The 21578-nt window shown below is 67.3% G+C and carries 15 protein-coding genes and 1 tRNA gene; 8 read left to right on the forward strand and 8 right to left on the reverse strand.

Annotated elements, in window-relative coordinates; genetic code table 11:
* Nucleotides 1-628 precede the first annotated feature (628 nt).
* From ASG20_RS02150 to ASG20_RS02165, 4 genes are all read left to right on the forward strand, one after another.
* Entirely contained in the window at nucleotides 629-1423 is a 795-nt protein-coding gene (locus tag ASG20_RS02150) for a FadR/GntR family transcriptional regulator (protein ID WP_056047893.1), read from the forward strand.
* 111 nt (nucleotides 1424-1534) lie between these two features.
* Complete coding sequence (gene uxuA / locus ASG20_RS02155) at nucleotides 1535-2701, forward strand: mannonate dehydratase (protein WP_236698728.1); 1167 nt, start codon at nucleotides 1535-1537, stop codon at nucleotides 2699-2701.
* Between the two features lie 397 nt (nucleotides 2702-3098).
* Nucleotides 3099-4310, forward strand: coding sequence for a D-mannonate dehydratase ManD (gene manD / locus ASG20_RS02160; RefSeq protein ID WP_056047899.1), 1212 nt, complete (start codon nucleotides 3099-3101; stop codon nucleotides 4308-4310).
* Entirely contained in the window at nucleotides 4304-5590 is a 1287-nt protein-coding gene (locus ASG20_RS02165) for an MFS transporter (RefSeq protein WP_231420401.1), read from the forward strand. Before manD ends, ASG20_RS02165 begins: the two co-directional genes overlap by 7 nt.
* 145 nt (nucleotides 5591-5735) lie before the next feature.
* Here ASG20_RS02165 and ASG20_RS02170 read toward each other — a convergent pair whose 3' ends face one another.
* Nucleotides 5736-7790, reverse strand: a complete 2055-nt coding sequence (locus ASG20_RS02170) for a phosphocholine-specific phospholipase C (RefSeq protein ID WP_056047901.1) — start codon at nucleotides 7788-7790, stop codon at nucleotides 5736-5738.
* A 471-nt stretch (nucleotides 7791-8261) separates the two neighbouring features.
* Here ASG20_RS02170 and ASG20_RS02175 point away from each other — a divergent pair, with 471 nt between their 5' ends.
* The 3 genes from ASG20_RS02175 to ASG20_RS02185 are packed head-to-tail and all read left to right on the forward strand — an operon-like array spanning nucleotide 8262 to nucleotide 12365.
* The gene (locus tag ASG20_RS02175; protein ID WP_082470696.1) at nucleotides 8262-10283 is read left to right on the forward strand and encodes an HAD-IIB family hydrolase; all 2022 of its coding nucleotides are present in this window, start codon (nucleotides 8262-8264) and stop codon (nucleotides 10281-10283) included.
* Nucleotides 10280-11452: a glycosyltransferase gene (locus ASG20_RS02180; protein ID WP_056047907.1), complete on the forward strand. Its 1173-nt coding sequence runs from the start codon at nucleotides 10280-10282 to the stop codon at nucleotides 11450-11452. The genes ASG20_RS02175 and ASG20_RS02180 overlap by 4 nt, the downstream gene beginning before the upstream one ends.
* Nucleotide 11453: 1 nt before the next feature.
* On the forward strand, nucleotides 11454-12365 hold the full coding sequence (locus tag ASG20_RS02185; RefSeq protein WP_056047910.1) for a glycosyltransferase family 2 protein: 912 nt from the start codon (nucleotides 11454-11456) through the stop codon (nucleotides 12363-12365).
* Here the strand turns inward: ASG20_RS02185 and ASG20_RS02190 are convergent.
* The 7 genes from ASG20_RS02190 to ASG20_RS02220 all read right to left on the reverse strand — a co-directional run bounded on the left by ASG20_RS02190 (nucleotide 12299) and on the right by ASG20_RS02220 (nucleotide 19601).
* A complete protein-coding gene (locus tag ASG20_RS02190; protein ID WP_201780661.1) occupies nucleotides 12299-13465 on the reverse strand; it encodes a glycosyltransferase in 1167 nt (388 codons plus the stop codon). The genes ASG20_RS02185 and ASG20_RS02190 overlap by 67 nt on opposite strands.
* 162 nt (nucleotides 13466-13627) lie before the next feature.
* A tRNA-Lys gene (locus tag ASG20_RS02195) sits at nucleotides 13628-13703 on the reverse strand.
* 156 nt (nucleotides 13704-13859) lie between these two features.
* The gene (gene rodA, locus ASG20_RS02200) at nucleotides 13860-14966 is read right to left on the reverse strand and encodes a rod shape-determining protein RodA (protein WP_093397059.1); all 1107 of its coding nucleotides are present in this window, start codon (nucleotides 14964-14966) and stop codon (nucleotides 13860-13862) included.
* 19 nt (nucleotides 14967-14985) lie between these two features.
* Complete coding sequence (mrdA, locus tag ASG20_RS02205; protein ID WP_056050300.1) at nucleotides 14986-17028, reverse strand: penicillin-binding protein 2; 2043 nt, start codon at nucleotides 17026-17028, stop codon at nucleotides 14986-14988.
* 23 nt (nucleotides 17029-17051) lie between these two features.
* The gene (gene mreD, locus ASG20_RS02210; RefSeq protein WP_310886151.1) at nucleotides 17052-17582 is read right to left on the reverse strand and encodes a rod shape-determining protein MreD; all 531 of its coding nucleotides are present in this window, start codon (nucleotides 17580-17582) and stop codon (nucleotides 17052-17054) included.
* Entirely contained in the window at nucleotides 17579-18451 is an 873-nt protein-coding gene (mreC, locus tag ASG20_RS02215; RefSeq protein ID WP_056047922.1) for a rod shape-determining protein MreC, read from the reverse strand. Before mreC ends, mreD begins: the two co-directional genes overlap by 4 nt.
* A gap of 106 nt (nucleotides 18452-18557) precedes the next feature.
* The gene (locus ASG20_RS02220) at nucleotides 18558-19601 is read right to left on the reverse strand and encodes a rod shape-determining protein (RefSeq protein WP_055878614.1); all 1044 of its coding nucleotides are present in this window, start codon (nucleotides 19599-19601) and stop codon (nucleotides 18558-18560) included.
* Between the two features lie 170 nt (nucleotides 19602-19771).
* Between ASG20_RS02220 and mutL the strand changes: the two genes are divergently transcribed.
* Nucleotides 19772-21577: a DNA mismatch repair endonuclease MutL gene (gene mutL / locus ASG20_RS02225; protein ID WP_056047925.1), complete on the forward strand. Its 1806-nt coding sequence runs from the start codon at nucleotides 19772-19774 to the stop codon at nucleotides 21575-21577.
* Nucleotide 21578 lies beyond the last annotated feature (1 nt).

Below are 21578 nucleotides of genomic sequence, written 5' to 3' on the forward strand. Positions count from 1 at the left end.
CCGCCCCGCCGCTCGTTTGGCGGGGTGTGGTCGCAACCGTCGTCAGGATGACCGCCCGTCTTCCCGGAATCGCCGATGCGCCGGTAATCCCGGATAGCGACCGGGCGCGATCTGCGGAGCAATCGATCTGTCGCGGAAGATCGGCATATCGCCGTGGTGTTAGCGGGCGTATTGGTCGTGAACCCGGTGAATTGGCGCAGGGTGCAGGGCGAGTTTGGCGACGAGGTGTTAAGCCGCCGTTGCGGCTCCACGAAGAGCCCGTGGCGGCGGCACGAAACATCGCCCCCGCAGCACACGGTCCGGCATCTCCGGATTCATGCCGAGCTCGACAATGCATCGCTCGCAGCAGCTCGGGCATCGTGATGGGCAAATCACAGCACGAACCAACTGCTCGGTGGTGAAGAACGAAGGATGAAGGAGGGGATCCGAAGGCGCAGGCCGTATCGCGTCGTGCCTCGATGAGCGCTGACGCATTTGCAACGCTTCCCGCAGTCACGTTTAGTGTCGCAGCACTAGCCCGGGACATTGATCCGCGGACCGGGCTTCCGACCAGCATCGATGCGGCGGCGCTCGCTTTCTTCGCGGGTCGCTGTAGACATTCCGACAAACAAGGGAATTGGTAAGTCCGATGGCGAAATCTGTATCCCGCAATGGACCGGTAAGGGCTGGGGCATACGACGTCCCGGCCAACGATCGCCTCTATCAGCGTATCGCGCGGCGCCTGGTCGACGAGTTGATTGCCGGGACCTATGCGATCGGCGATCGGCTGCCCGCGGAACGGGAACTCGCTATCGAATACGGCGCAAGCCGGCCGGCCGTGCGGGAAGCGCTCATCGCGTTGGAAGTGCAGGGCTTTATCGAAGTTCGCGTTGGCTCCGGCGCCTATGTCTGTCGGTTGCCGGGGCAGGGAGAGGAGCCGGGATTTGCGATCACCGCGTTCGAACTGACCGAGGCCCGGATCATGTTCGAGGGTGAGGCCGCAGCGCTCGCCGCCGCGCAGATCACCGATGCGGAGTTGGATGTGCTCGACCGTCTGGTCGAGGCGATGACGACCGAAAATACGCGCGTCGAAGTGACCGAGATCGCCGATCGCGACTTTCATATGGCGATCGCGAAGGCGACCCGAAATGCCGGTGTCGTCCGGACGATCGAGGATCTGTGGCATCTGCGATCGACATCGCCCGAATGCGCGCTTCTTCACGCCAAGGCGCGCAACGCCAAGGTGCGCCCCGTCATCGCCGAACACATTGCGATCGTTGATGCTTTGCGCGCGCACGATGCCGTCGGCGCGCGCGCGGCGATGCGCGGGCATCTGACATCGGTCATGGATCACCTGCTGTTCCAGACCGAGGAAATGGCGATGGAACAGGCACGGCTCGCGCTTGCGGGCACCCGGCAACGCTATGGCGGCAGCGCCAGATAGTGAAACGCGCACAAGCCGGCGCTTGCAAGTTGTCAGACCAATTAGATAGCTGCTATTACGATGGGGCACGCCAGCGTAGCGTGGACAGGACGGGATGATCGGCGAATGATGATGACCCAGACCATGCGCTGGTTTGGCCCGCGCGATCCGGTGCCGCTCCAGGCCATCCGGCAGGCCGGTGCGACCGGAATCGTCACGGCATTGCACGAGGTTGCCAATGGCGATGTCTGGACGACGGACGCGATTGCCGCACGCCGGATCCTGATCGAAGAGGCTGGCCTCGAGTGGAAGGTGGTCGAAAGCCTGCCCGTCGCCGAAGATCTGAAGAGGCGCACAGGCGACTGGGACCGGCTGATCGCTGCCTATATCGCTAGCTTGCGCAATCTCGCGGGGCAGGGCGTCGAGGTGGTGACCTATAATTTCATGCCGTTGCTCGACTGGACTCGGACCGATCTGAGCTGGGCGTTGCCTGACGGCGCCCGGGCGTTGCGGTTCGAGCTTCAGGCGCTTGCCACCTACGATATCCATATCCTGCGTCGCCCGAATGCCGACCGGGATTACGCGTCCGACCTGGTTGCCAGCGCCGCCGAGCGGTTCGCGACGATGGACGCCGCCGCGCGCGATACGCTCGAGCGGACGATCATCGCCGGTCTGCCGGGCAGCGAGGAGAGCTTCAGTTCGGCGCAACTGCTCGAGCAGATCGAGACCTATGCCGAGGTCGACGCTGCGGCGCTGCGGGCGAACCATATCGCGTTCCTGGAGGCGGTGTGTCCGGTTGCCGAGGCGGAAGGCATCCGGCTGGTGGTGCATCCCGACGATCCGCCGTTTCCGATCTTCGGCTTGCCGCGCGTGGTCAGTACCGAGGCGGATGTGCGCGCGCTGGTGACAGCGGTGCCTTCGGTCGCGAACGGGCTGTGCTTTTGCAGCGGCTCGTTCGGCGCGCGCGCGGACAACGACTTACCGGGCATCGTCCGGCGGCTCGGCGACCGCATCGGCTTCGTCCATCTGCGGTCGGTACAACGCGAGCCCGACGGTGCCTTTCACGAGGCTGCGCATCTGGCGGGCGATGCGAACATGCCGGCGATCCTGACCGAGCTGGCGGCCTTGCAGGAACGGACGGGCCGCAGCCTGCCGATGCGTCCCGATCATGGCCACCAGATGGCCGACGATCTGAACAAGCGGACCAATCCCGGCTATTCGTTGATCGGACGGCTTCGCGGGCTCGCGGAACTGCGCGGGTTGGAGCTGGGCCTGGCGTACGGCAAAGCGGCGGTCTGATGGACGGCGGTGATGCCTCGGCGATAGCGGGGCAGCATCGCTGCGGTCAGGGGGCGTTGCGATCGATACGCCGCCTATCGGAGCGATCGCACTGGTCAGCCGTCCACCTAGCTTTTGGTTTGACATGATTGCGGGCGGTCCGTCATGGTATCGCTATCAGCGGCGGCTCGGAAGATTGTCGCGTTTACGATAGGAGATCACGGTGTCCGGCATCAGATCGAAGCGATCGCGCACGGCCTTGGCCCTGCCGCCACGCCACAGGGGGACCGCGGCAACACCCTGACGCCTGCGACGATCGGGCATGAGGTCGCGCCGGCGACGTCGCCCTCGGCCCCTAAGGCCAGCGCAACCGCATGATGCCCGAACATCCTTACCGAAAGTCCCTGAAGGACCATCGATGCCAAAAATCGTTTCCGCCCGAGTCATCGTTACCTGTCCGGGGCGTAATTTCGTCACGCTGAAGATCGAATGCGACGACGGTACCACCGGGCTCGGCGACGCCACGCTCAACGGCCGCGAGTTGAGCGTCGCCAGCTACCTGACCGATCATGTCGTGCCGTGTCTGATCGGTCGTGACGCGCACCGGATCGAGGACGTCTGGCAGTATCTCTACAAGGGCGCGTACTGGCGCCGCGGCCCGGTGACGATGGCAGCCATCGCTGCGGTCGATACGGCGCTCTGGGACATCAAGGGCAAGCTTGCGGGCATGCCGGTGTACCAGTTGCTGGGCGGCGCGGCGCGCGATGCGTGCATGGTCTACGCGCACGCCAACGGCACCACGATCGAGGACACGATCGCCGTCGCGAAGGCGGAGCAGGCGAAGGGCTATAAGGCGATCCGGCTGCAGTGCGGCGTGCCGGGGCTCGCCTCGACCTACGGCGTCGCCAAGCATGGCGCGCGCTACGAACCCGCCGATGCCGACCTGCCGAGCGAGAGCGTGTGGTCGACCGAGAAATACCTCCGCGTCGTCCCCGAACTGTTCAAGGCCGCGCGCGAGGCGATCGGCTGGGACGTGCACCTGCTCCACGATATTCACCACCGCCTGACGCCGATCGAGGCGGGGCGGCTCGGCAAGGCGCTCGAGCCGTACAATCTGTTCTGGCTCGAGGATCCGACGCCGGCCGAGAACCAGGAGGCGTTCACGCTGATCCGCCACCACACGACGACGCCGATCGCGGTGGGTGAGGTGTTCAATTCGATCTGGGACGCGAAGGACCTGATCCAGAACCAGCTGATCGACTATATCCGCGCGACCGTCGTCCATGCCGGCGGTATCACGCACCTGCGCCGGATCGCGTCGCTCGCCGACCTGTACCAGGTGCGGACCGGCTGTCACGGCGCGACCGACCTGTCGCCGGTGGCGATGGCGGCGGCGCTGCACTTTGGGCTGTCGGTGCCCAATTTCGGCGTGCAGGAGCATATGCCGCACACCGACGAGACCGATGCGATATTCCCGCATGCGTACAGTTTCGACGACGGCATGATGCATCCGGGGGAGGCGCCAGGGCTCGGTGTCGACATCGACGAGGAGCTCGCCGCGACCTACGATTACAAGCGCGCCTACCTCCCCGTCGCGCGTCTCGAGGATGGCACGCTGTGCAACTGGTGAACGGCGCCGCCATTGCGAGCGAGAAACCGCGCGGCAAAGTGCGGTGGATCGTCTGTGCGCTGCTCTTCGCGGCGGTAGCGCTCAGCTATATCGACCGGCTCGTGCTGCCGGTGCTGAAACCCGAACTCCAGGCGCGCTACAATTGGAGCGAGCAGGGCTATGCCGATCTCGCGATCGCGTTCCAGGCCGCATACGGCATCGCCTATGTTCTGTTCGGGCGGTTCGTCGACCGGGTCGGCGCGAAGATCGGCTATGCGGTCGCGGTGACGCTGTGGACGATCGGTCATGTCGCGCATGCGCTGTTCACGAGCGCCGGCATGATGATCTTCGCACGCATCCCGCTCGCGATCGGCGAGGCGGGTGCATTCCCCGCGGCACTGGCGGCGGCGAACGAGTGGTTCCCGCAACGCGAGCGTGCGCTGGCGATCGGTATCTTCAACGCGGGTTCGAACGTCGGCGCGATTCTCACGCCGTTGATCGTGCCGGTGATCGCGGTGACGTTCGGCTGGCGGATGGCGTTCATCGCGACCGGCGCGCTGACCGTGATCTGGCTGGTGGCGTGGCTCGCCTTCTACCGATCGCCGCGCAAGCATCCGCGCATCACGCCCGAGGAACTGGCGTGGATCGAGGCCGACCCGGTGCCCGCCGCCAAGCCGGTTCGCTGGCGCACCCTGCTGCGGTTGCGACAGACCTGGGCATATATGCTCGGTCGGTTCCTGATCGATCCGGTGTGGTGGACCTTCCTGTTCTGGCTGCCCGATTTCTTCAACCGGCAATACGGCGTGAAGATGCTCGATTTCGGGCCGCCGCTGGTGGCCGTGTACGTGCTGGCCGATGTCGGATCGGTCGCGGGCGGCTGGTTCTCGTCGCGGCTGCTGGCGCGCGGCCAGACGCCCAACCGTGCGCGGAAGACCGCACTGTTCGTGTGCGCGCTGTTCGCGCTACCGATCATCTTCGCCGCGCAGGCGCCGGGATTGTGGTGGGCGGTCGCGGCGATCGGCCTGGCGTGCGCATGCCACCAGGGCTTCTCCGCCAACGTATATGCGATCCCCGGCGACCTGTTCCCACGCGGCATGGGCGGATCGGTGATCGGTCTCGGCGGGCTGGCGGGGGCGTGCGGCGGGATGCTGATGGCGAAGTTCGCGGGCACGATCCTGGCAGGTGTCGGCAGCTATGGCCCGATCTTCGTGGTCGCCGGCTGCGCCTATTTCGTCGCGCTGCTGGTGATCCATCTGCTCGTACCGCACTATACGCCCGTCGATCCGGAACGCCTTGCCTGAGCCCGCTCGACCCGGCCCGATCGTCCGGTGACCGCGAGACTGTCGGCGACGGCGCCGGGGGTGTGGCGAAATCGAACGCGGTCCGCGAACACGACCGTTCCACGCCAGCAACCTGCCTGCGATCGCCACGCGTCGCGCGTCGCGGTCATCCTGCGCGTGCGAGTGGTGGTTCGGACCATGACGAGCGTCCGGTTTCCAGTCTTCCGGCGATACGGCGGCGGAAGGCGGGATCGGCGGGATCAGTGACGAGGATATCGTACCAGCCGCCGGTCTCGGCGAGCGACAACGGATGAGGCCGCCCGTCGCCACGCCAGCCGCGATGCGCCTGGGTATGGCGCAGCGACACCGCCTTCAGGCCCGGCGGCACCGTCACCGAAAGCGTTTCGCGCACCGGCTCGAGCCGCCACGACACGGCCTTGGCGGTCTTTTGCCCCGCGAAGTGGCGATGAAAGCCGTTCGGGCCGAGCAGCCATAGATCGTAGCGCGCTTCGTCGTCGAGCGGCCATGTCGCCGCGATGCGATCACCGGCGGCGAGCGTGTAGCGCCGTGGGATACGATCGAGCCGGTGGCGATCATAGACGTGGACGACCGCCGGCGCACCGCGACAGGCAAGGTCGAGCGTAATCCCCGCCGCGCCGATCCGCGCGACCGTCACGTCCAGGTCGTAGGGGAGCGCGCGCGAGGGTCGGATACCGGGTTCCTGCGGCGGGCGCGCACCGGCCGCGGGCGCGCGCGGATCGGGTTGCCCCTTCAGGGCGGCGGCGCGTGCGGCCGTCGCGCGCGGGTCGGGTAGCGGGGCAGGGGCTGCGCCGTTGGCGCGCGCGAAGTCGAACGCGGAGGTCAGGTCGCCGCACACCGCGCGGCGCCAGGCCGAAATGTTGGGTTCGGCCACGCCGAAGCGCGTTTCCAGGAAGCGGATCACCGAGGTATGATCGAAGACCTGGGAATTCACCCAGCCGCCGCGGCTCCACGGGGAGACGACGTAGCATGGTACGCGCGGGCCCAGACCATAAGGCCGGCCGCGACATTCGGGCGTATCCGACTTCGCCTCGCCGGGGCTGGCGACATGATGATAGTCGGCGGCGGTGGCGATGCTCGATGCGCCCGCGAAACCGCCCGGCGCGCCAGCGTCGGGCGAGGGCGGGGCGGGCGGCGGCACGTGATCGAAGAAACCGTCATTCTCGTCGAACATCACGAACAGGGCGGTCCGTGCCCAGATTTTCGGATCGGCGGTCAGCGCATCGAGCACCGCGGCGGTATAGGCGGCACCCTGCGCCGGGCTCGACGGGCCGGGATGCTCGGACCCGGCCGCATTCGCGATGATCCACGAGACCTGCGGCAACGTCCTGCCGACGACATCGGCGTGCAACCGGTCGAGCCCGTACGTGGTCATCGCGCGATCGTGCAGCGCCGAGCCGGGCACCGCGCCGCGATAGGCGGCGAACCCGGCCAGCGGGTTGTCGGTGAAATTGTCCGCCATGTCCTGATAGATCCGCCAGTCGATGCCGGCAGCCTGCAATCGCTCGGGATAGGTGGTCCAGCGATACCCCTCGGGCCAGCCGCCATCGCCGGGCAGGCTGTCGTGCGAATTGCCGATCGCGGGGCCACCGTGCGTACCGGCGGGATCGTTGGTGCCGGTCCACAGCATGATGCGGTTGGTGTTGGTGCCGGTCTGGATTGCGGCGTGATAGGCGTCGCAGATCGTGAACGCCTCGGTGAGCGCGAACTGGAAGGGCAGGTCGGCGCGCGCGTAATGGCCGAGCGAGCGTTCGGTTTTCGCCGCGGGCCAGCGCGCCATCCGGCCGTGATCCCACGCCGCCTGCGCGTCGGGCCAGGTATGCGGCGTGCCCGCCATCCGCATCAGCGCGAAATGCTCGTCGGTCGACAGATGGAACGGGGCGACGTGGCGGCCGTCCGCCGTTTCCTGAGACCAGATGTCACGGTTCTCCGGCAGCGGAATGGGTAGTGGATCGGCAAAGCCGCGGACACCGCGCAAGGTGCCGAAATAATGATCGAAGCCGCGATTTTCCTGCATCAGGATCACGACATGATCGACATCGGCGATCGTGCCGGTGCGGACATCGGCGGGGATCGCGAGCGCCCGCCCGATCGCGCTCGAGACGGTACCGGGCAGCACGCCCGTCGTGGCGGCGGCAAGCCCGGCGCCGATCAGCGTCCGGCGGGTGGGATGGTCGATCATCGTGGCTCCATCATCAGGTCGAGCCCGGCGAGCGCCGAGTCTCCGCGGACCCGCGCCGCATAGCGCAGCGCACCGGTCCACGCGATCATAACGGCGGCTGACACGTTCAAATACCCGACCGCGAGCCTGCGAGGGGCATCGGTAATACGGCGAGCCGCTTTGCCGCACGTTAAGGAGGTGTCGCCCGGAGCGATTGGAAAACCGAAGTCGCAGGCAAAGATCATCGGCGCAGTCACTTATGACCTGACCAGCAAGCCGCGCGTTCCCGCCGATACCCGGACATTGCTGCTGTCACGATTGCAAAAAGCGAGACGGCGCCCCGGCCGGAAAACGACCTAATTTCGGTTAAGATGATTTACTGGGCAAATGGTGTCGGCCTGCGCAACCTTCAAACTGAACGATGCGTTAACAGCGGACGATATCGGGCTATCTTGAAGACATTGGCATTGGGGTTGGTTTCTATTGTTTATTATGGCGATCGCCCTCGGTGGATGTTTGAAGGGGCCGCCGATCGAGTTTGGCCTTACCGAGGACACCGGCGGACATATCACCTACGCGCTGGGTGCGGCGCTGGCGTTGGCGGCGCGCGATGATGTCGACTCGGTGGAGATCGTCACGCGGCTGATCGAAGACGATGACCTCGGCGGCGCCTATGCCGTGCCGTATGAGCCGGTGTCGGCGAAGCTCGGGATTCGGCGCATCGCGACCGCGAACCGTCGCTATCTCGGCAAGGGGACCGGCGCTGCCGATCGCCCGGCCTTCGCGCAGGCGTTGATCGACCATATCGAGACGCTCGAGCGGCGGCCCGATGTGATCCACGCGCATTTTGCCGACGCTGCGGACGTTGCCGCGCTGGTCCGCGAGCGGTTCGGCATCCCCTTCATCTATACCGCGCATTCGCTCGGCATCGAGAAAGCGGGGTGTTCGTCAGGCTCGAACGGGACGCTGGCGCCGCGGATCGCCGAAGAGGATCGCGCGATCGCCGCCGCCGACGCGATCATCGCGTCCTCGCGCGACGAGGCCGAGCGGCAGTTGATGCTGTATCCATCGGCGTGTCCGGCGAAGATCCACTGCGTGCCGCCGGGCGCGGGCCTCGCGGATAGCGCACCGGCAGACCCGACCAGAGCGAGGGCCTTGATCGCGCCGTTCCTGCGGACACCCGACAAGCCGATCATCCTCGCCATCGCGCGTCCCGTCGCCAAGAAGAACCTGGTCGGGCTGATCGATCTGTTCGCGTCCGACCCGCGGCTGCGCGATCGCGCCAATCTCGTCATCGTCGCCGGGCTGCGCGACGGGCCCGATACCGGTGAGGACGAACAGCGGGCGGTCATCGGGGGTCTGCTGGCGGGGCTCGACAAGCACGACCTCTACGGGACGCTCGCCTTGCCCAAGCGCCATACCGCGGGCGATGTTGCCTCGCTCTATGCGCTCGCGCAGGAAACCGGTGGCGTCTTCGTCAATCCCGCGTTGACCGAACCCTATGGTCTGACGCTGACCGAAGCCGCGTTGCACGGTCTGCCGGTCGTCGCGACCTGCCATGGCGGCCCCGCGGACATCGTCGCTCGACTGGGGCACGGGTCGGTCGCGGACCCGCGCGATCACGCCGGGTTTGCCGCTGCGATCAACGCGCTGCTCGACGATCGGATCGCCTGGAAGCGGGCCTCCCGCGCCGGGCGCGTCAATGCCCGGATGCTCGACTGGAACGGCTATGCCGCGCGCTTCGTCGCGATCGTCGAGGGTCTTCGGGCGATCCGGACGGTGAAGCCGCGCCCGTCGCGGCTGTTGTTGTGCGATATCGACAACACGTTGACCGGATGCACGGTCGGCGCGCTCAGCATGGCGACGTATCTGAAGACGCAGCCGAACCTCGCCTTCGGGGTCGCGACCGGACGGTCCTTGCAGGAAGCGGAGCGGTTGCTCGGGGAATGGGGGCAGCCTGCGCCCGAGGTTCTCGTCACGTCGGTCGGTGCCGAGATCTATTGGCGTGACGGTGCGCGGCTGATCGCCGATGCCGAGTATAGCGTGCATATCGATGCAGGCTGGAATGCCGATGCGGTTGACGGGTTGGTCTGCGGGTTGGCGGGTGTCGAGCGCCAGCCGGCGGTCGAGCAGCGGCGTCACAAGCGCAGCTATTTCGCCGAAGAGCCCGCGGTGGTCGCCGCCATCCGCGCGGCGGTGGCCGACCTTCCGGTACGCGTCATCCACAGTCATGGCCGTCTGCTCGACATCGTCCCCGAGCGCGCGGGCAAAGGCGCGGCGATGACGTGGGTCGCGGGCAAGCTGGGGATCGCGCGCGATCATGTCTATGCCGCGGGCGACAGCGGCAACGATCTCGACATGCTCTCGATCTGCCGCAACGGCATTCTCGTCGCCAATCACAGCAGCGAGCTTGCCGGGTTGGTCGGACGCCCCACCATCTATCTGGCGCGCGGTGCGCATGCAGCAGGTATCGTCGAGGGAATGCGCGCCTTCGCGATGGAACGCGCGGCATGACGCGGCCGATCGGGTATTTCGTCCATCATCAGGGACGCGGCCACGCCGAGCGCGCAGCGGCGATCGTCAACGCGTTGCCTACCGACCGGCCGGTGGTGCTGTTCTCGGCGCGTGCGGACATCTTTCCGCCGCTCGCGTCGAACGTGACGATCCGCACGATCCCGTCGCTGTTCGAAGTGACGGGCGACGAACCGATCGGGTTGGCGAATGTCCGCACGCCGTCCAGTCTTCACTGCGCGCCGCTCGGGTGGAAGAGCATCACGCATGCGGTTGCGACGATCGCGACCTGGTTCGACGCGGCCCGTCCTGCGCTGTTCGTCACCGACGTCTCGGCGGAACTCGCGCTGTTGGCACGGATCGCATCGGTCCCGTGCGTCAGCGTCCTCCAGCACGGCGACCGCAGTGATGCCGGGCACATGGCGGCGTATGAATCCGCGCTGGGCATATTGGCGCCCTATTCGGCATCGCTGGAGCAGCCGGGGCGGCCGGACTGGATGCTCGCCAAGACGCATTACGCCCCCGGCGTCGGGGTGGAGATCGACTCGATCGACCGGAGCGCGGCACGGACCGCGCTTGGCTTGCCGCTCGACGCCGAGATCGTCGTCGTCGTCGCTGGCGGTGGTGGCAATGGTACGCCCGCGACTCCGCTCACGCTGGGTGCGCGCGCCGAACCGGACGCGCTCTGGCTGACGATCGGCGCGGTCGAGCAGGAGTGGCACGCGACTGCGCCCGGCAACCTGCGGCATTTGGGCTGGGTCGACACCCCGGCGCTGTATATCGCGGCGGCGGACCGGATCGTATCGTCGGCGGGCAATACGACGGTGCACATGATCGCGGCGATCGGCCGGCCATGGATCGTCGTTCCCGAATGGCGCTATTTCGACGAACAGCTCTGGAAGGCGCGAACGCTCGACCAAGCCGGGGCGGCGACCATGCTCGAGCATTGGCCGTCGCATGCCGGCGCGTGGATGGACGCCTGGACCCGCGCCGCGACGCTCGACCTGTCCCGTCAACACGCGCTGTATGCCGCCGATGCCGCGCGGGACGCGGCATCGTGGCTTGCCAAGGTCGCGGACGATGCCTGGGCGCAGCCGGTCGTCGCGCTACCGTCCGACCCTGCACCTGCTTTGACCCAACTTGCACCCTCTACCCACCATGCGAAAGCCTGACATGACCGTCTCGATCTGCACCCTCGCGCATGGCCGTGCGGCCCACCTCGCCAATGTCGTCCGTGCGCTCGACATGCAGACTAGGGCACCCGACGAACTCGTGATCGCAGTGATGCAGGCCGACGCGTACGACCTGCCCGAGACGCGGTTTCCGATCCGGCAGATCATGATCGGCGCCGACGGTATTCCGCTGGCCGCGGCACGCAATGCGGCGGCGCGGGCGGCGCAGGGCGAACAGCTGATCTTCCTCGATGTCGACTGCATCCCCGCGCCATCGCTCGTCGCGGACTATCTGGCGCAGCTGGGGGCGGTCGACGCGGTGCTGATGGGCGAGGTGCTGTACCTGCCATCGGGCGCGACCGCGGAGGGGCTCGATTTCGCGCGGTTCGCGGCGCTCGGCGTCAAGCATTCCGAGCGGGCAGGGCCCCCCGTCGAGGCCCTGGGCGACTGCACCGACTATCGCTGTTTCTGGTCGCTCAACTTCGCGATGCGGCGCGCGACGTTTCTCGCACTCGGCGGGTTCGACGAGCGGTATGTCGGCTATGGCGGCGAGGATACCGATTTCGGGCGGGTCGCGATGACCGCGGGCATCCCCATCCACTGGGTACGCGGCGCGCGCGTCTATCACCAATATCATCCGCACCACATGCCCCCGGTCCATCATGTCGACAGCGTGATCGCAAATGCCGCGCGCTTTCGCGACAAATGGGGGCATTTCACCATGGAGCATTGGCTGAAGGCCTTCACGCTCATGGGATTGATAACGCTGCGCGAAGGCGAGCATGTGCGGTTGCGCACCGTGTCCGAGGAGGATCTAGCGCTGACCCGGCAACAGGTCGACCAGCCCTATGCGAGTACCTCCGTGGTGCTGGCGCAACTCGAGGCGCGGGCGCCAGCGATCGCGGCCGCATAGGCGCGTTCATAGCCCTCGACCATCGCCGTCAGCGAGAACAGCCGGGTCACCCGGTCGCGGCATGCGGCGCGCGGGATCGCGGCAGCACGGTCGATCGCCTGCGCGAGCGAGGCGGCGTCGGTCGCAAGCACGCCGCAATCGCCCACCACCTCGCGCATCGCGCCGCGGTCGAGCGCGGCGACGGGCACGCCGCACGCCAGCGCTTCGGCGGCGATCAGTCCGAATGGCTCGTCCCACATCGGCGTCGATAGCAATACCGATGCCGTGCCGATCGCCTCGACCAGCGCGTCGCCGCCGAGATGGCCGCGATAGACACGGGCGTTATCGAGCAGCGGTGCCACCCGGTCGGTGAAATAATCCATGCAGTCGATCGGCCCGACCACGTCCAGCTCGATCCCGGCCAGAGTAGCCGCTTCGAGCGCGACCGCGGTGCCCTTGTTCGGGGTGATGCGGCCCGCCCAGATCGCCCGGCCATCGCCGACGGCGTGAAACCGCCACCGGGCCGTATCGATGCCGTTGTGGACCACCGAAACCGTGGCCGGCGGCGTCGTCCACCATGTCGCGAGATGCGCGTGCGATGTCACGGTCTGCCGCAACCAGTCCGCGCTGGTATCCGCGACCGCGTTCGCCAGGCCGGCAAACGGGGGGACGTGGAGCGACGTCACCATCGCCGTGCGGTCGCGCTTCGCCAGGGCATGCAGCGTCGGGTGCATCGTGTTGTTGTGGACGATGTCGTACGCGCCCGCGCCGATCGCCTCCCATGCCCGCGCGAACGCCGCATCCTGGAACGCGGTCAGTTGCGGCGTGCCGTGCCACTGCGCCCAGGGCAGGACCGCTTCATAGTGGCGCTCGGCGATCGGGTGCAGGGGCAGCGCAGGGTCGCTGTCGCCGCTGGCGAACAGCGTGACGTCGTGCCCGCGCGCCACCAGCGCGGTGACGAGCTGATGGCAATGTGCTTCCATGCCACCCATGAACGGCATCGCGATCGGATGCCGCAGATGGGCGATGACGGCGATCCGCAAGGGGGCGTGGCGATAGGCCGGCTCGACCGAACCGTCATCGGTGGTCGTCGTGCTGCTGTCGAAGTCGGGGAATGTCATAGCGGAGGAACCCACGACCGAAAGGATTGTGCCGAACGTCGAGTGCGCGCTCGAACCGACCTGCCCGGAGCTCTCGAACAAGCGCCGGGCCGACGTCGAGCAGCCACTGCGGCAAGCCCAAAGCAAAACGGCCTCGCATCGCTGCGAAGCCGTTGGAAATTCTGGTGGACGCACTTGGGCTCGAACCAAGGACCCGCTGATTAAGAGTCAGCTGCTCTACCAACTGAGCTATGCGTCCATTCCGGGGCGGTTTTGAGTGGCGCCCTGGTGTGGCGCCCCGCTGCTGGAGGCGCGCTGTTAGCAGACTCATCGGGGGCCGCAACCCCCTTTTCGTCGATCCGAGTCCGTTTTGGTCGATCAGGCCGCTTTTTCGCGCATTAAACCGGTTTTCGGCTCACCAACCGACCGTCTTGCGGTTCTGGCGGTCGATCGACATCAGGATGCCGAGGCACAGCAACACGGTCATCTGCGCCGAGCTGCCGAAGCTGACCAGCGGCAACGGGATGCCGACGACGGGGGCGAGGCCCATCACCATCATGAGGTTGATCGCGACGTAGAAGAAGATCGTCGTCGACAGCCCGGCGGCGGTCAGCCGGCCGAAGCGGGTCTGCGCGCGCTGGCCGACCTCGATTCCCCAGCGGATCACCAGCAGGAAGGCGAGGATCAGCAGGCAGCCGCCGACCAAGCCCCATTCTTCCGCCATCGTCGCGAAGACGAAGTCGGTATGCCCCTCGGGGAGGTAGTCGAGGTGGCTCTGCGTGCCCTGGAGGAAGCCCTTGCCCCAGATCCCGCCCGAGCCGATCGCGATCTTCGACTGGCTGATGTGATAGCCGGTGCCGAGCGGGTCGCTCTCGGGATCGAGGAAGATGAGGATGCGGTTGCGCTGGTAATCGTGCAGCGCGAAATTGATCGCGAGCGGGATCGCCACCGCGGCGGTGATCGCGCCGCCCGCGAACAGCCGCAGCGGGATGCCGGCGAGGAACATCACCGTCGCGCCGCCCGCGCAGATCATCAGCGCGGTGCCGAGATCGGGCTGCTTCATGACGATCGCCGCGGGGACGCCGATCAGCAGCGCGGCGGGCCATACCGCGCTGAACCGTCGCGTCTCGCCGGGCGGGAGCATGTCGTAGAATTTGGCGCAGGCGAGCACGATCGCGGGCTTCATGAACTCGGAGGGCTGGAGGCGGATGAAGCCGAGGTCGAGCCAGCGCTGCGACCCGCCCGAGACCTTGCCGAGGATCTCGACCGCGACCAGCGACACGACGATCAGTGCATAGGCCGGCAGCGATCCCGCCTTCCACGTCCGCTCGGGGACATAGGACAAAGCGATCGCACCGCCGAGCAGGACGAAGAAGCGGATGCCCTGCGACAGCGCCCAGGGCTTGAGCGAGCCGCCGGCCGCGGAATACAGCACGACCTGGCCGAAACAGCCGATCGCGACCACCAGCAGGAGGACGCGCCACGGCAGCTTGGCGAGCGGCTCGGGGACGATACGGTTCATGGGCATGGCGTGGATGTGATCATTGCTGGCGGTCCCGCGAATCGTCCTCTGCCACGGTCGCGCCCGGTGCCGTCAGCGCTTCTTGCGTCGCGTTGGCCATGTCGGTCGCATTCTCGACCGCGGGGGCGTCGCTGGGGACGATCGCGTCGGTCTTGGTGGCGATCGCCGCCGGGGGTGCCGACTGCGCCTTGCGGTAGGTCTCCGCGGTCGCCGCCATGCGCGTGCGGATGTCGCCGCCCCAGGTCGGTTCGACCTCGGCGAGCGACTTCAGCGCGCGCTCCCGGTCGAGCATGTAGGTCATGATGTCGCGGCCGATCATCGGCGTGTCGAGATTGCGCACGGTATGGCCGTTATGCTCGAGCACGACCGCGAGCGCATAGCGCGGGTTATCGGCGGGCGCGAAGCCGATGAAGAGCGCGTGGTCGCGCATCTTGAACGGCAACTGGCCGTTCTTGAGCACGCCCGACCGCCGTTCGGCCATCGTGATGCGACGGACCTGCGCCGTGCCGGTCTTGCCTGCGATCGCGACGCCAGGAATGAGTAGCTTGGCCGCGCCGCCGGTGCCGCCCTGGTTGATCACCCCGAACATCGCGTCGCGGACACGCGCGAGATGCTCGGAATCGATCGCGAGGGCAGGGGAGTCGCGGTGGACATGGCTCGCGAGGATGCTTGGCTGCAACGCGCGCCCCGAGGCCAGCCGCGCAGCCATCACCGCGAGCTGCAACGGGTTGGCCAGCACATAGCCCTGGCCGATCGACGCGTTGAGGGAATCCGCGACGGTCCAGTCGTGCTTGTATTTCTTCAGCTTCCACGCCGGGTCGGGGACCGTTCCGTAGCGCTGCGTCGAGAAGGGCAGGTCGAACTTCTGGCCCATCCCCAACGTGCGTGCGATCGGCGCGATCGCGTTGTAGCCGACCCGCCGCGCCATCTCGTAGAAATAGATGTCGCAGCTCTGCATGATCGCGTTCTTGAGATCGAGCGGACCGTGACCGCTTTTCTTGTGGCAATGGAACACGCTGGTCCCAAGCCGCATCGCCCCCGAGCAATTGACGCGCGTCGTCGGATCGACGCCCGCATTCATCAGCGCGAGGCCGTTCATCGGCTTGACGGTCGAGCCCGGCGGATACAGCCCCTGCGTGACCTTGTTCATCAGCGGCACGTGATCGTCGTCGCTCAGCATCTGCCATTCGAGATGGCTGATCCCGTCCGAAAAGCTGTTCGGATCATAGGCGGGCATCGACACCATCGCGAGCATCTCGCCGGTGCGGGTGTCGAGCACGACGACCGATCCGGAATTGGTGCCGAGGCGGCGCGCGGCATATTCCTGGAGGCCCGCGTCGATCGTCAGCCGCGCGGTCTTGCCGGGGACGTCGGGCTTGGTGGCGAGCTCGGCGACCAGCTTGCCGCGCGCGGTGACTTCCACGCGCTTGGCGCCGGCGACGCCGCGGAGCTCGGCCTCGAGCATCTTCTCGAGCCCGTCCTTGCCGAGCTTGAAGCCGGGCGTGACGAGGAGCGGGTCGTGCGTCTTCTTATACTGCTCGGCGTTGGGCACGCCGACATAGCCCGTCAGGTGCGCGACCGCCGCGCCCGCCGGATAGCTGCGCGCGAACCCGCGCGTCGGCGCGACGCCGGGCAGTTCGGGGAGGCGGACGCTGACCGCCGCGAACCGCTCCCAGTCGAGATTCTCCGCGACCTGGACGGGCTGGAAACCGGCGGCGTGTTCGAGATCGATCGCGATCCGCTCGACTTCCTCGGGCGGCAATTGGAGGATGCGGCCGAGCAGCGGCAGCACGCGCTCCTTGTCGCGGAGGCGGTCGGGGATGATGTCGACGCGGAAATCGGTGCGGTTGTTGGCGATCGGCACGCCGTGGCGATCAACGATCCAGCCGCGGCGGGGCGGCAGCAACGTCATGTTGACGCGGTTGCTCTCCGACATTTGCGTGTAGCGCTCGTTCTGCGCGATCGACAGCCACGCCATCCGCCCGGCGAGCAACAGCCCGACACCGCCTTGCGCCGCGCCCAGCATCCAGGCGCGCCGCGAGAAGCTGTACGCCTGCGACATCTCGGTGACGATGCGCGTATTTCTCACTCGGCACCGCGCTTGTTCTGGATCGTCGCGACGATCCGCGCGGCCAGCGGGAACATCAGGATCGTGACCGCGATCTGCGCGATCAGGATGGTGTCGACATGCGCGCCGACCGGCACCGCGATGAAGCGGCCGACCAGGATGCACGCCGCGATCAGCCCGCCGGCGATCAGCCAGTCCTGCCAATGGTCGCGGAAGGCGAGGCGCTGCTCGATCATGTCGATCGCGACGAACGCGAGCGACCACATCAGCACCGCGCTGCCAAGCGGCTGGCCGCTGACGAGGTCGTCGAAGAAGCCGAGCGGGGCTGCGGCCCAGGGCCGGAACGCGAACCTCGCGAGCAGGCGCCAGGCGAGCAGCATGACGAACCCGAACGGCGGCAGCAGCGGGATCGTCGCGACCACCGGGATGATCGTGATCAGCGACCCGGCCATGACGGTCGCCCAGGGGATCGCGCGCGCGCGACCCGCCGGGAGCTTAGTCGCGAACGGCTTGTAGTCGACGCTGTCGACGACGCGCGGCGGCATCATTGCGGTGCTACCGGACGGGGCGGCGGCACCGGCATGAACATCCGCTCGACCAAGGCGAAGTCGAGCGTGTCGGGGTCGGCGAACGTCCGCGCCATCACCGAATCCGACCCCGCCTTCATCACGCGTGCGACGGGCACGCCGGGCGCGTAGATGCCGCCGGTGCCGGTCGTCACGAACAGGTCGCCCGCGTTGAACCGGACGTTGGTGGCGTTGACCGAGCGGATGTCGATCATCCCGTCGCCGCGCCCCGCCGCGATTGCGGGCATCCCGTCGCGCGTGCGGCGGACGGGCACGATGCTGTCGCCGTCGCTGAGCAACAGGACGCGCGCCGCATTCGGCCCGGTCTCGACGACGCGCCCGATCAGGCCATCGGGACCGCGCACCGGCATGCCGGGCAGCACGCCGCTCCAGCGGCCGGCGTTGAGCAGTGCGAAGCGCCGCCCGCTCGACGCGCTCGAACTCACCAGCCGTGCGGTCACGACCGGATCGGGCGAGCGATCGCGGATCGCCAGCAACGAGCGCAACCGGCGATTGTCATACGCGATGGTCCGCGCGCGCATCAGCAGCGCCCGCGTCCGCTCGCGATCGGCGCGGAGTGCGACGTTCTCCTGCTTCACGAAGAAATAGTTGCCGACCGCATCGGGGATACCCGAGACCGACGAGCCGACCGTGGCGAGCCCGGTCGAGACCGGCGTCGTCACCCCCGCGACGCCCATCCGCAGCGCGGAAAACGCGGGCGGATTGAACGTCGACGCGACGAGCAGCACCAGGCCCACCACCGCACCGGCGACGGCGAGCACATAGCCCATGAACACACCATATTGCCGACGCCGGGAAAACCCCGTGCGCCGGTCGCGGGCTGGCGCCATGCGCCTGTCCCCCTGTCTCGGGCGCCGCCGAACCGCGAGGGCCAGATCCCCCGCGACTCGGACGACGCGATTTCGTGTCCGCGTGTCTTAAAGCAAAAACAGATCGTTAACCGCTCATCAGCACGCCGCGGAACAACGGATCCTCGAGCGCGCGACCGGTGCCGAGCGCGACGCAGGTCAGCGGGTCCTCGGCGACCGTCACCGGCAGCCCGGTCTCGTCGCGCAGCACTTCGTCCAGCCCCTGGAGCAACGCGCCGCCACCGGTCAGCACGATGCCCTGGTCGACGATATCCGCGGCCAGTTCGGGCGCAGTGTTCTCGAGCGCGACGCGGACGCCCTCGACGATCGTCGCGACCGGCTCGCTCAGAGCTTCGGCGATCTGGCCCTGGTTGATCTGGATCTCCTTGGGCACGCCGTTGACGAGATCGCGGCCCTTGATCTGGATGATCATGCCGATGCCGTCAACCGGCGGCTTGGCGATCCCGACCTCCTTCTTGATCCGCTCCGCGGTCGCTTCGCCGATCAGCAGGTTATGGTTGCGGCGGACGTACGAGACGATCGCCTCGTCCATCTTGTCGCCGCCGACGCGTACCGAGGTGGTGTAGGCGAGACCACGCAGCGACAGCACCGCGACTTCGGTCGTGCCGCCGCCGATGTCGACGACCATCGAACCGATCGGCTCGGTGACCGGCATGTCCGCGCCGATCGCCGCCGCCATCGGCTCCTCGATCAGCCATACCTGTGATGCGCCCGCGTTCGACGCGGCATCGCGGATCGCGCGGCGCTCGACCTTGGTCGAGCCCGACGGCACGCAGATCACGATCTCGGGCCAGCGCGCGAATTTGCGCGGGCCGTGGACCTTCTGGATGAAATACTTGATCATCTGCTCGGCGACGTCGATGTCCGCGATCACGCCGTCCCGCAAAGGCCGGATCGCCTCGATATTGCCCGGCGTCTTGCCCATCATCATCTTGGCGTCGTCGCCGACCGCCTTGACGCGCTTGATCCCGTTGATCGTCTCGACCGCGACCACCGACGGCTCGTTCAGGACGATGCCGCGGCCACGGACGTAGACGACGGTGTTCGCGGTGCCGAGGTCGATCGCCATGTCGTGCGACATGAACTTGAAGAAACGCGAGTAGAAGGCCATTCAATCAGGGTCCCGTATCCAGTCCGCCGGACGGGCGAACCGCCAGCAAAAACATGCGCACACACATCATCTCGCGGAGCCCGCCGGTGGTTTCGAGCACCGGGTGCCTATACTATTTAAGTGGCGTTTGCGGGTCGCGGGATGCCGTCGCTTGGTCTAGACGCAAACCCATGTCAATACGGCGTCTCCCCGAGCATCTGGTCAATCGCATCGCCGCCGGTGAAGTGGTGGAAAGACCCGCCAGCGCGTTGAAGGAGTTAGTCGAAAACGCCATCGACGCCGGGGCAGGGCGCATCGCGATTCTCCTCGTGGAAGGCGGCACGTCGCGGATCGAAGTCGCCGACGACGGCTGCGGTATGACCCCCGCCGACATGGCCTTGGCACTCGAACGGCACGCCACCTCCAAGCTCCCCGACGAGTTCATCGAATCGGTGGTGACGCTCGGTTTTCGCGGCGAGGCGCTGCCCTCGATCGCGAGCGTCGCGAGGCTGACGATCGAAAGTCGCATCCGCGGCGCCGAAGGCTGGGCGCGCACCGTCGACAATGGCCGCGTCGAGCGCGAAGGCCCCGCCGCGCTTCCGCCCGGCACGCGCGTGGTGGTCGAGGACCTGTTCGCGCGGGTCCCCGCCCGCCGCAAGTTCCTCCGCTCCCCTCGCGCCGAATACGCCGCCTGCCTCGACGTCGTCCGCCGGCTCGCGATGGCGCGGCCCGATATCGGCTTTACGCTGGAACATGACGGCCGCCGCGCGCTGTCGGCGATGCAGGTCGAGGACCGGCCGGGCAGGGTGGCGACGCTCACCGACCGCGCGCTCGCCGACAATTCGGTCGCGATCGACCTGGAACGCGAAGGGCTCGTGCTCGGCGGCGTCGCGAGCCTGCCGACCTACAATCGCGGAATCGCCGACCACCAGTATCTTTTCGTCAACGGACGGCCCGTAAAGGACCGCCTGCTGATGGGTGCGATCCGCGGCGCCTATGCCGAGATGCTTCCGCGCGACCGCCACGCGGTGGTGGCGCTGTTCCTCGACATCCCCACCGACCAGGTCGACGTCAACGTCCACCCCGCCAAGACCGAAGTCCGCTTTCGCGACCCCGCGATGGTAAGAGGCCTCATCGTCTCGGGCCTCCGCCGCGCGCTCGACGCCGCCGGCCACAGAAGTCAACGCGCCAGCGAGTCCGCCTTGTCGATGTGGCAACCGGAAAACATCTCTTCTCCCCCGGGGGGGGAGGAAGGGGCCCGTCCGCAAAGCGGATGGGAAGGTGAGGGCACGCCCCACACGCTCCCGCTGGAAAGCCGAAGCTACAGCACCGTCAACGAAGCCCGCCCCACCTTCTTCGCCGCCCCCCCGCAGGCGCGCGCAGAACCCGCATGGACACCCCCACCGCAAACCGCGGCTTTCCCGATGGGCGTAGCAAGAGGCCAAGTCGCAAAAACCTACATAGTAGCCGAAGCCGAAGACGGTCTCGTCTTGGTCGACCAGCACGCAGCGCACGAACGCCTCGTCCTCGAACGCATGCGCGCAGCCCTGATCGGCGGCACGATCGCCAGCCAAGCCCTGCTGATCCCCGAAGTCGTAGAACTCGACGAATCCGCCTGCGACCGCCTCGAGTCCCGTGCCGAAGAACTCTCCGAATTCGGCCTCGACCTCGAACGCTTCGGCCCACACGCAATGCTGGTCCGCGCCACCCCCGCACTCCTCGGCCAAAGCGATCCCAAAGGCCTCGTCACAGACCTAGCCGACGAACTCGCCGCGTTCGACGAAGCGCTCTCCCTAAAGGAGCGCCTCGACGCGGTAGCCGGCACGATGGCCTGCCACGGCTCCGTCCGCGCCGGCCGTGTCCTGTCGGTCCCCGAAATGAACGCGCTGCTCCGAGAAATGGAAGTCACCCCGCACTCGGGTCAATGCAACCACGGCCGCCCCACCTGGGTGAAGCTCGCGCACGGCGACATCGAGAAACTGTTCGGGCGGAAGTAAC

Origin of the sequence: Sphingomonas sp. Leaf198 (assembly GCF_001424005.1) — a bacterium.
GTDB lineage: Bacteria > Pseudomonadota > Alphaproteobacteria > Sphingomonadales > Sphingomonadaceae > Sphingomonas.

Coding starts and splice junctions, on each gene's coding strand:
- uxuA (WP_236698728.1), top strand. CDS start 1,535: ATGACCCAGACCATGCGCTGGTTTGGCCCGCGCGATCCGGTGCCGCTC.
- ASG20_RS02180 (WP_056047907.1), top strand. CDS start 10,280: ATGACGCGGCCGATCGGGTATTTCGTCCATCATCAGGGACGCGGCCAC.
- mreD (WP_310886151.1), bottom strand. CDS start 17,582: ATGATGCCGCCGCGCGTCGTCGACAGCGTCGACTACAAGCCGTTCGCG.
- mreC (WP_056047922.1), bottom strand. CDS start 18,451: ATGGCGCCAGCCCGCGACCGGCGCACGGGGTTTTCCCGGCGTCGGCAA.
- ASG20_RS02170 (WP_056047901.1), bottom strand. CDS start 7,790: ATGATCGACCATCCCACCCGCCGGACGCTGATCGGCGCCGGGCTTGCC.
- ASG20_RS02175 (WP_082470696.1), top strand. CDS start 8,262: ATGGCGATCGCCCTCGGTGGATGTTTGAAGGGGCCGCCGATCGAGTTT.
- ASG20_RS02190 (WP_201780661.1), bottom strand. CDS start 13,465: ATGACATTCCCCGACTTCGACAGCAGCACGACGACCACCGATGACGGT.
- ASG20_RS02220 (WP_055878614.1), bottom strand. CDS start 19,601: ATGGCCTTCTACTCGCGTTTCTTCAAGTTCATGTCGCACGACATGGCG.
- ASG20_RS02150 (WP_056047893.1), top strand. CDS start 629: ATGGCGAAATCTGTATCCCGCAATGGACCGGTAAGGGCTGGGGCATAC.
- manD (WP_056047899.1), top strand. CDS start 3,099: ATGCCAAAAATCGTTTCCGCCCGAGTCATCGTTACCTGTCCGGGGCGT.
- ASG20_RS02185 (WP_056047910.1), top strand. CDS start 11,454: ATGACCGTCTCGATCTGCACCCTCGCGCATGGCCGTGCGGCCCACCTC.
- rodA (WP_093397059.1), bottom strand. CDS start 14,966: ATGAACCGTATCGTCCCCGAGCCGCTCGCCAAGCTGCCGTGGCGCGTC.
- mutL (WP_056047925.1), top strand. CDS start 19,772: ATGTCAATACGGCGTCTCCCCGAGCATCTGGTCAATCGCATCGCCGCC.
- mrdA (WP_056050300.1), bottom strand. CDS start 17,028: ATGTCGCAGGCGTACAGCTTCTCGCGGCGCGCCTGGATGCTGGGCGCG.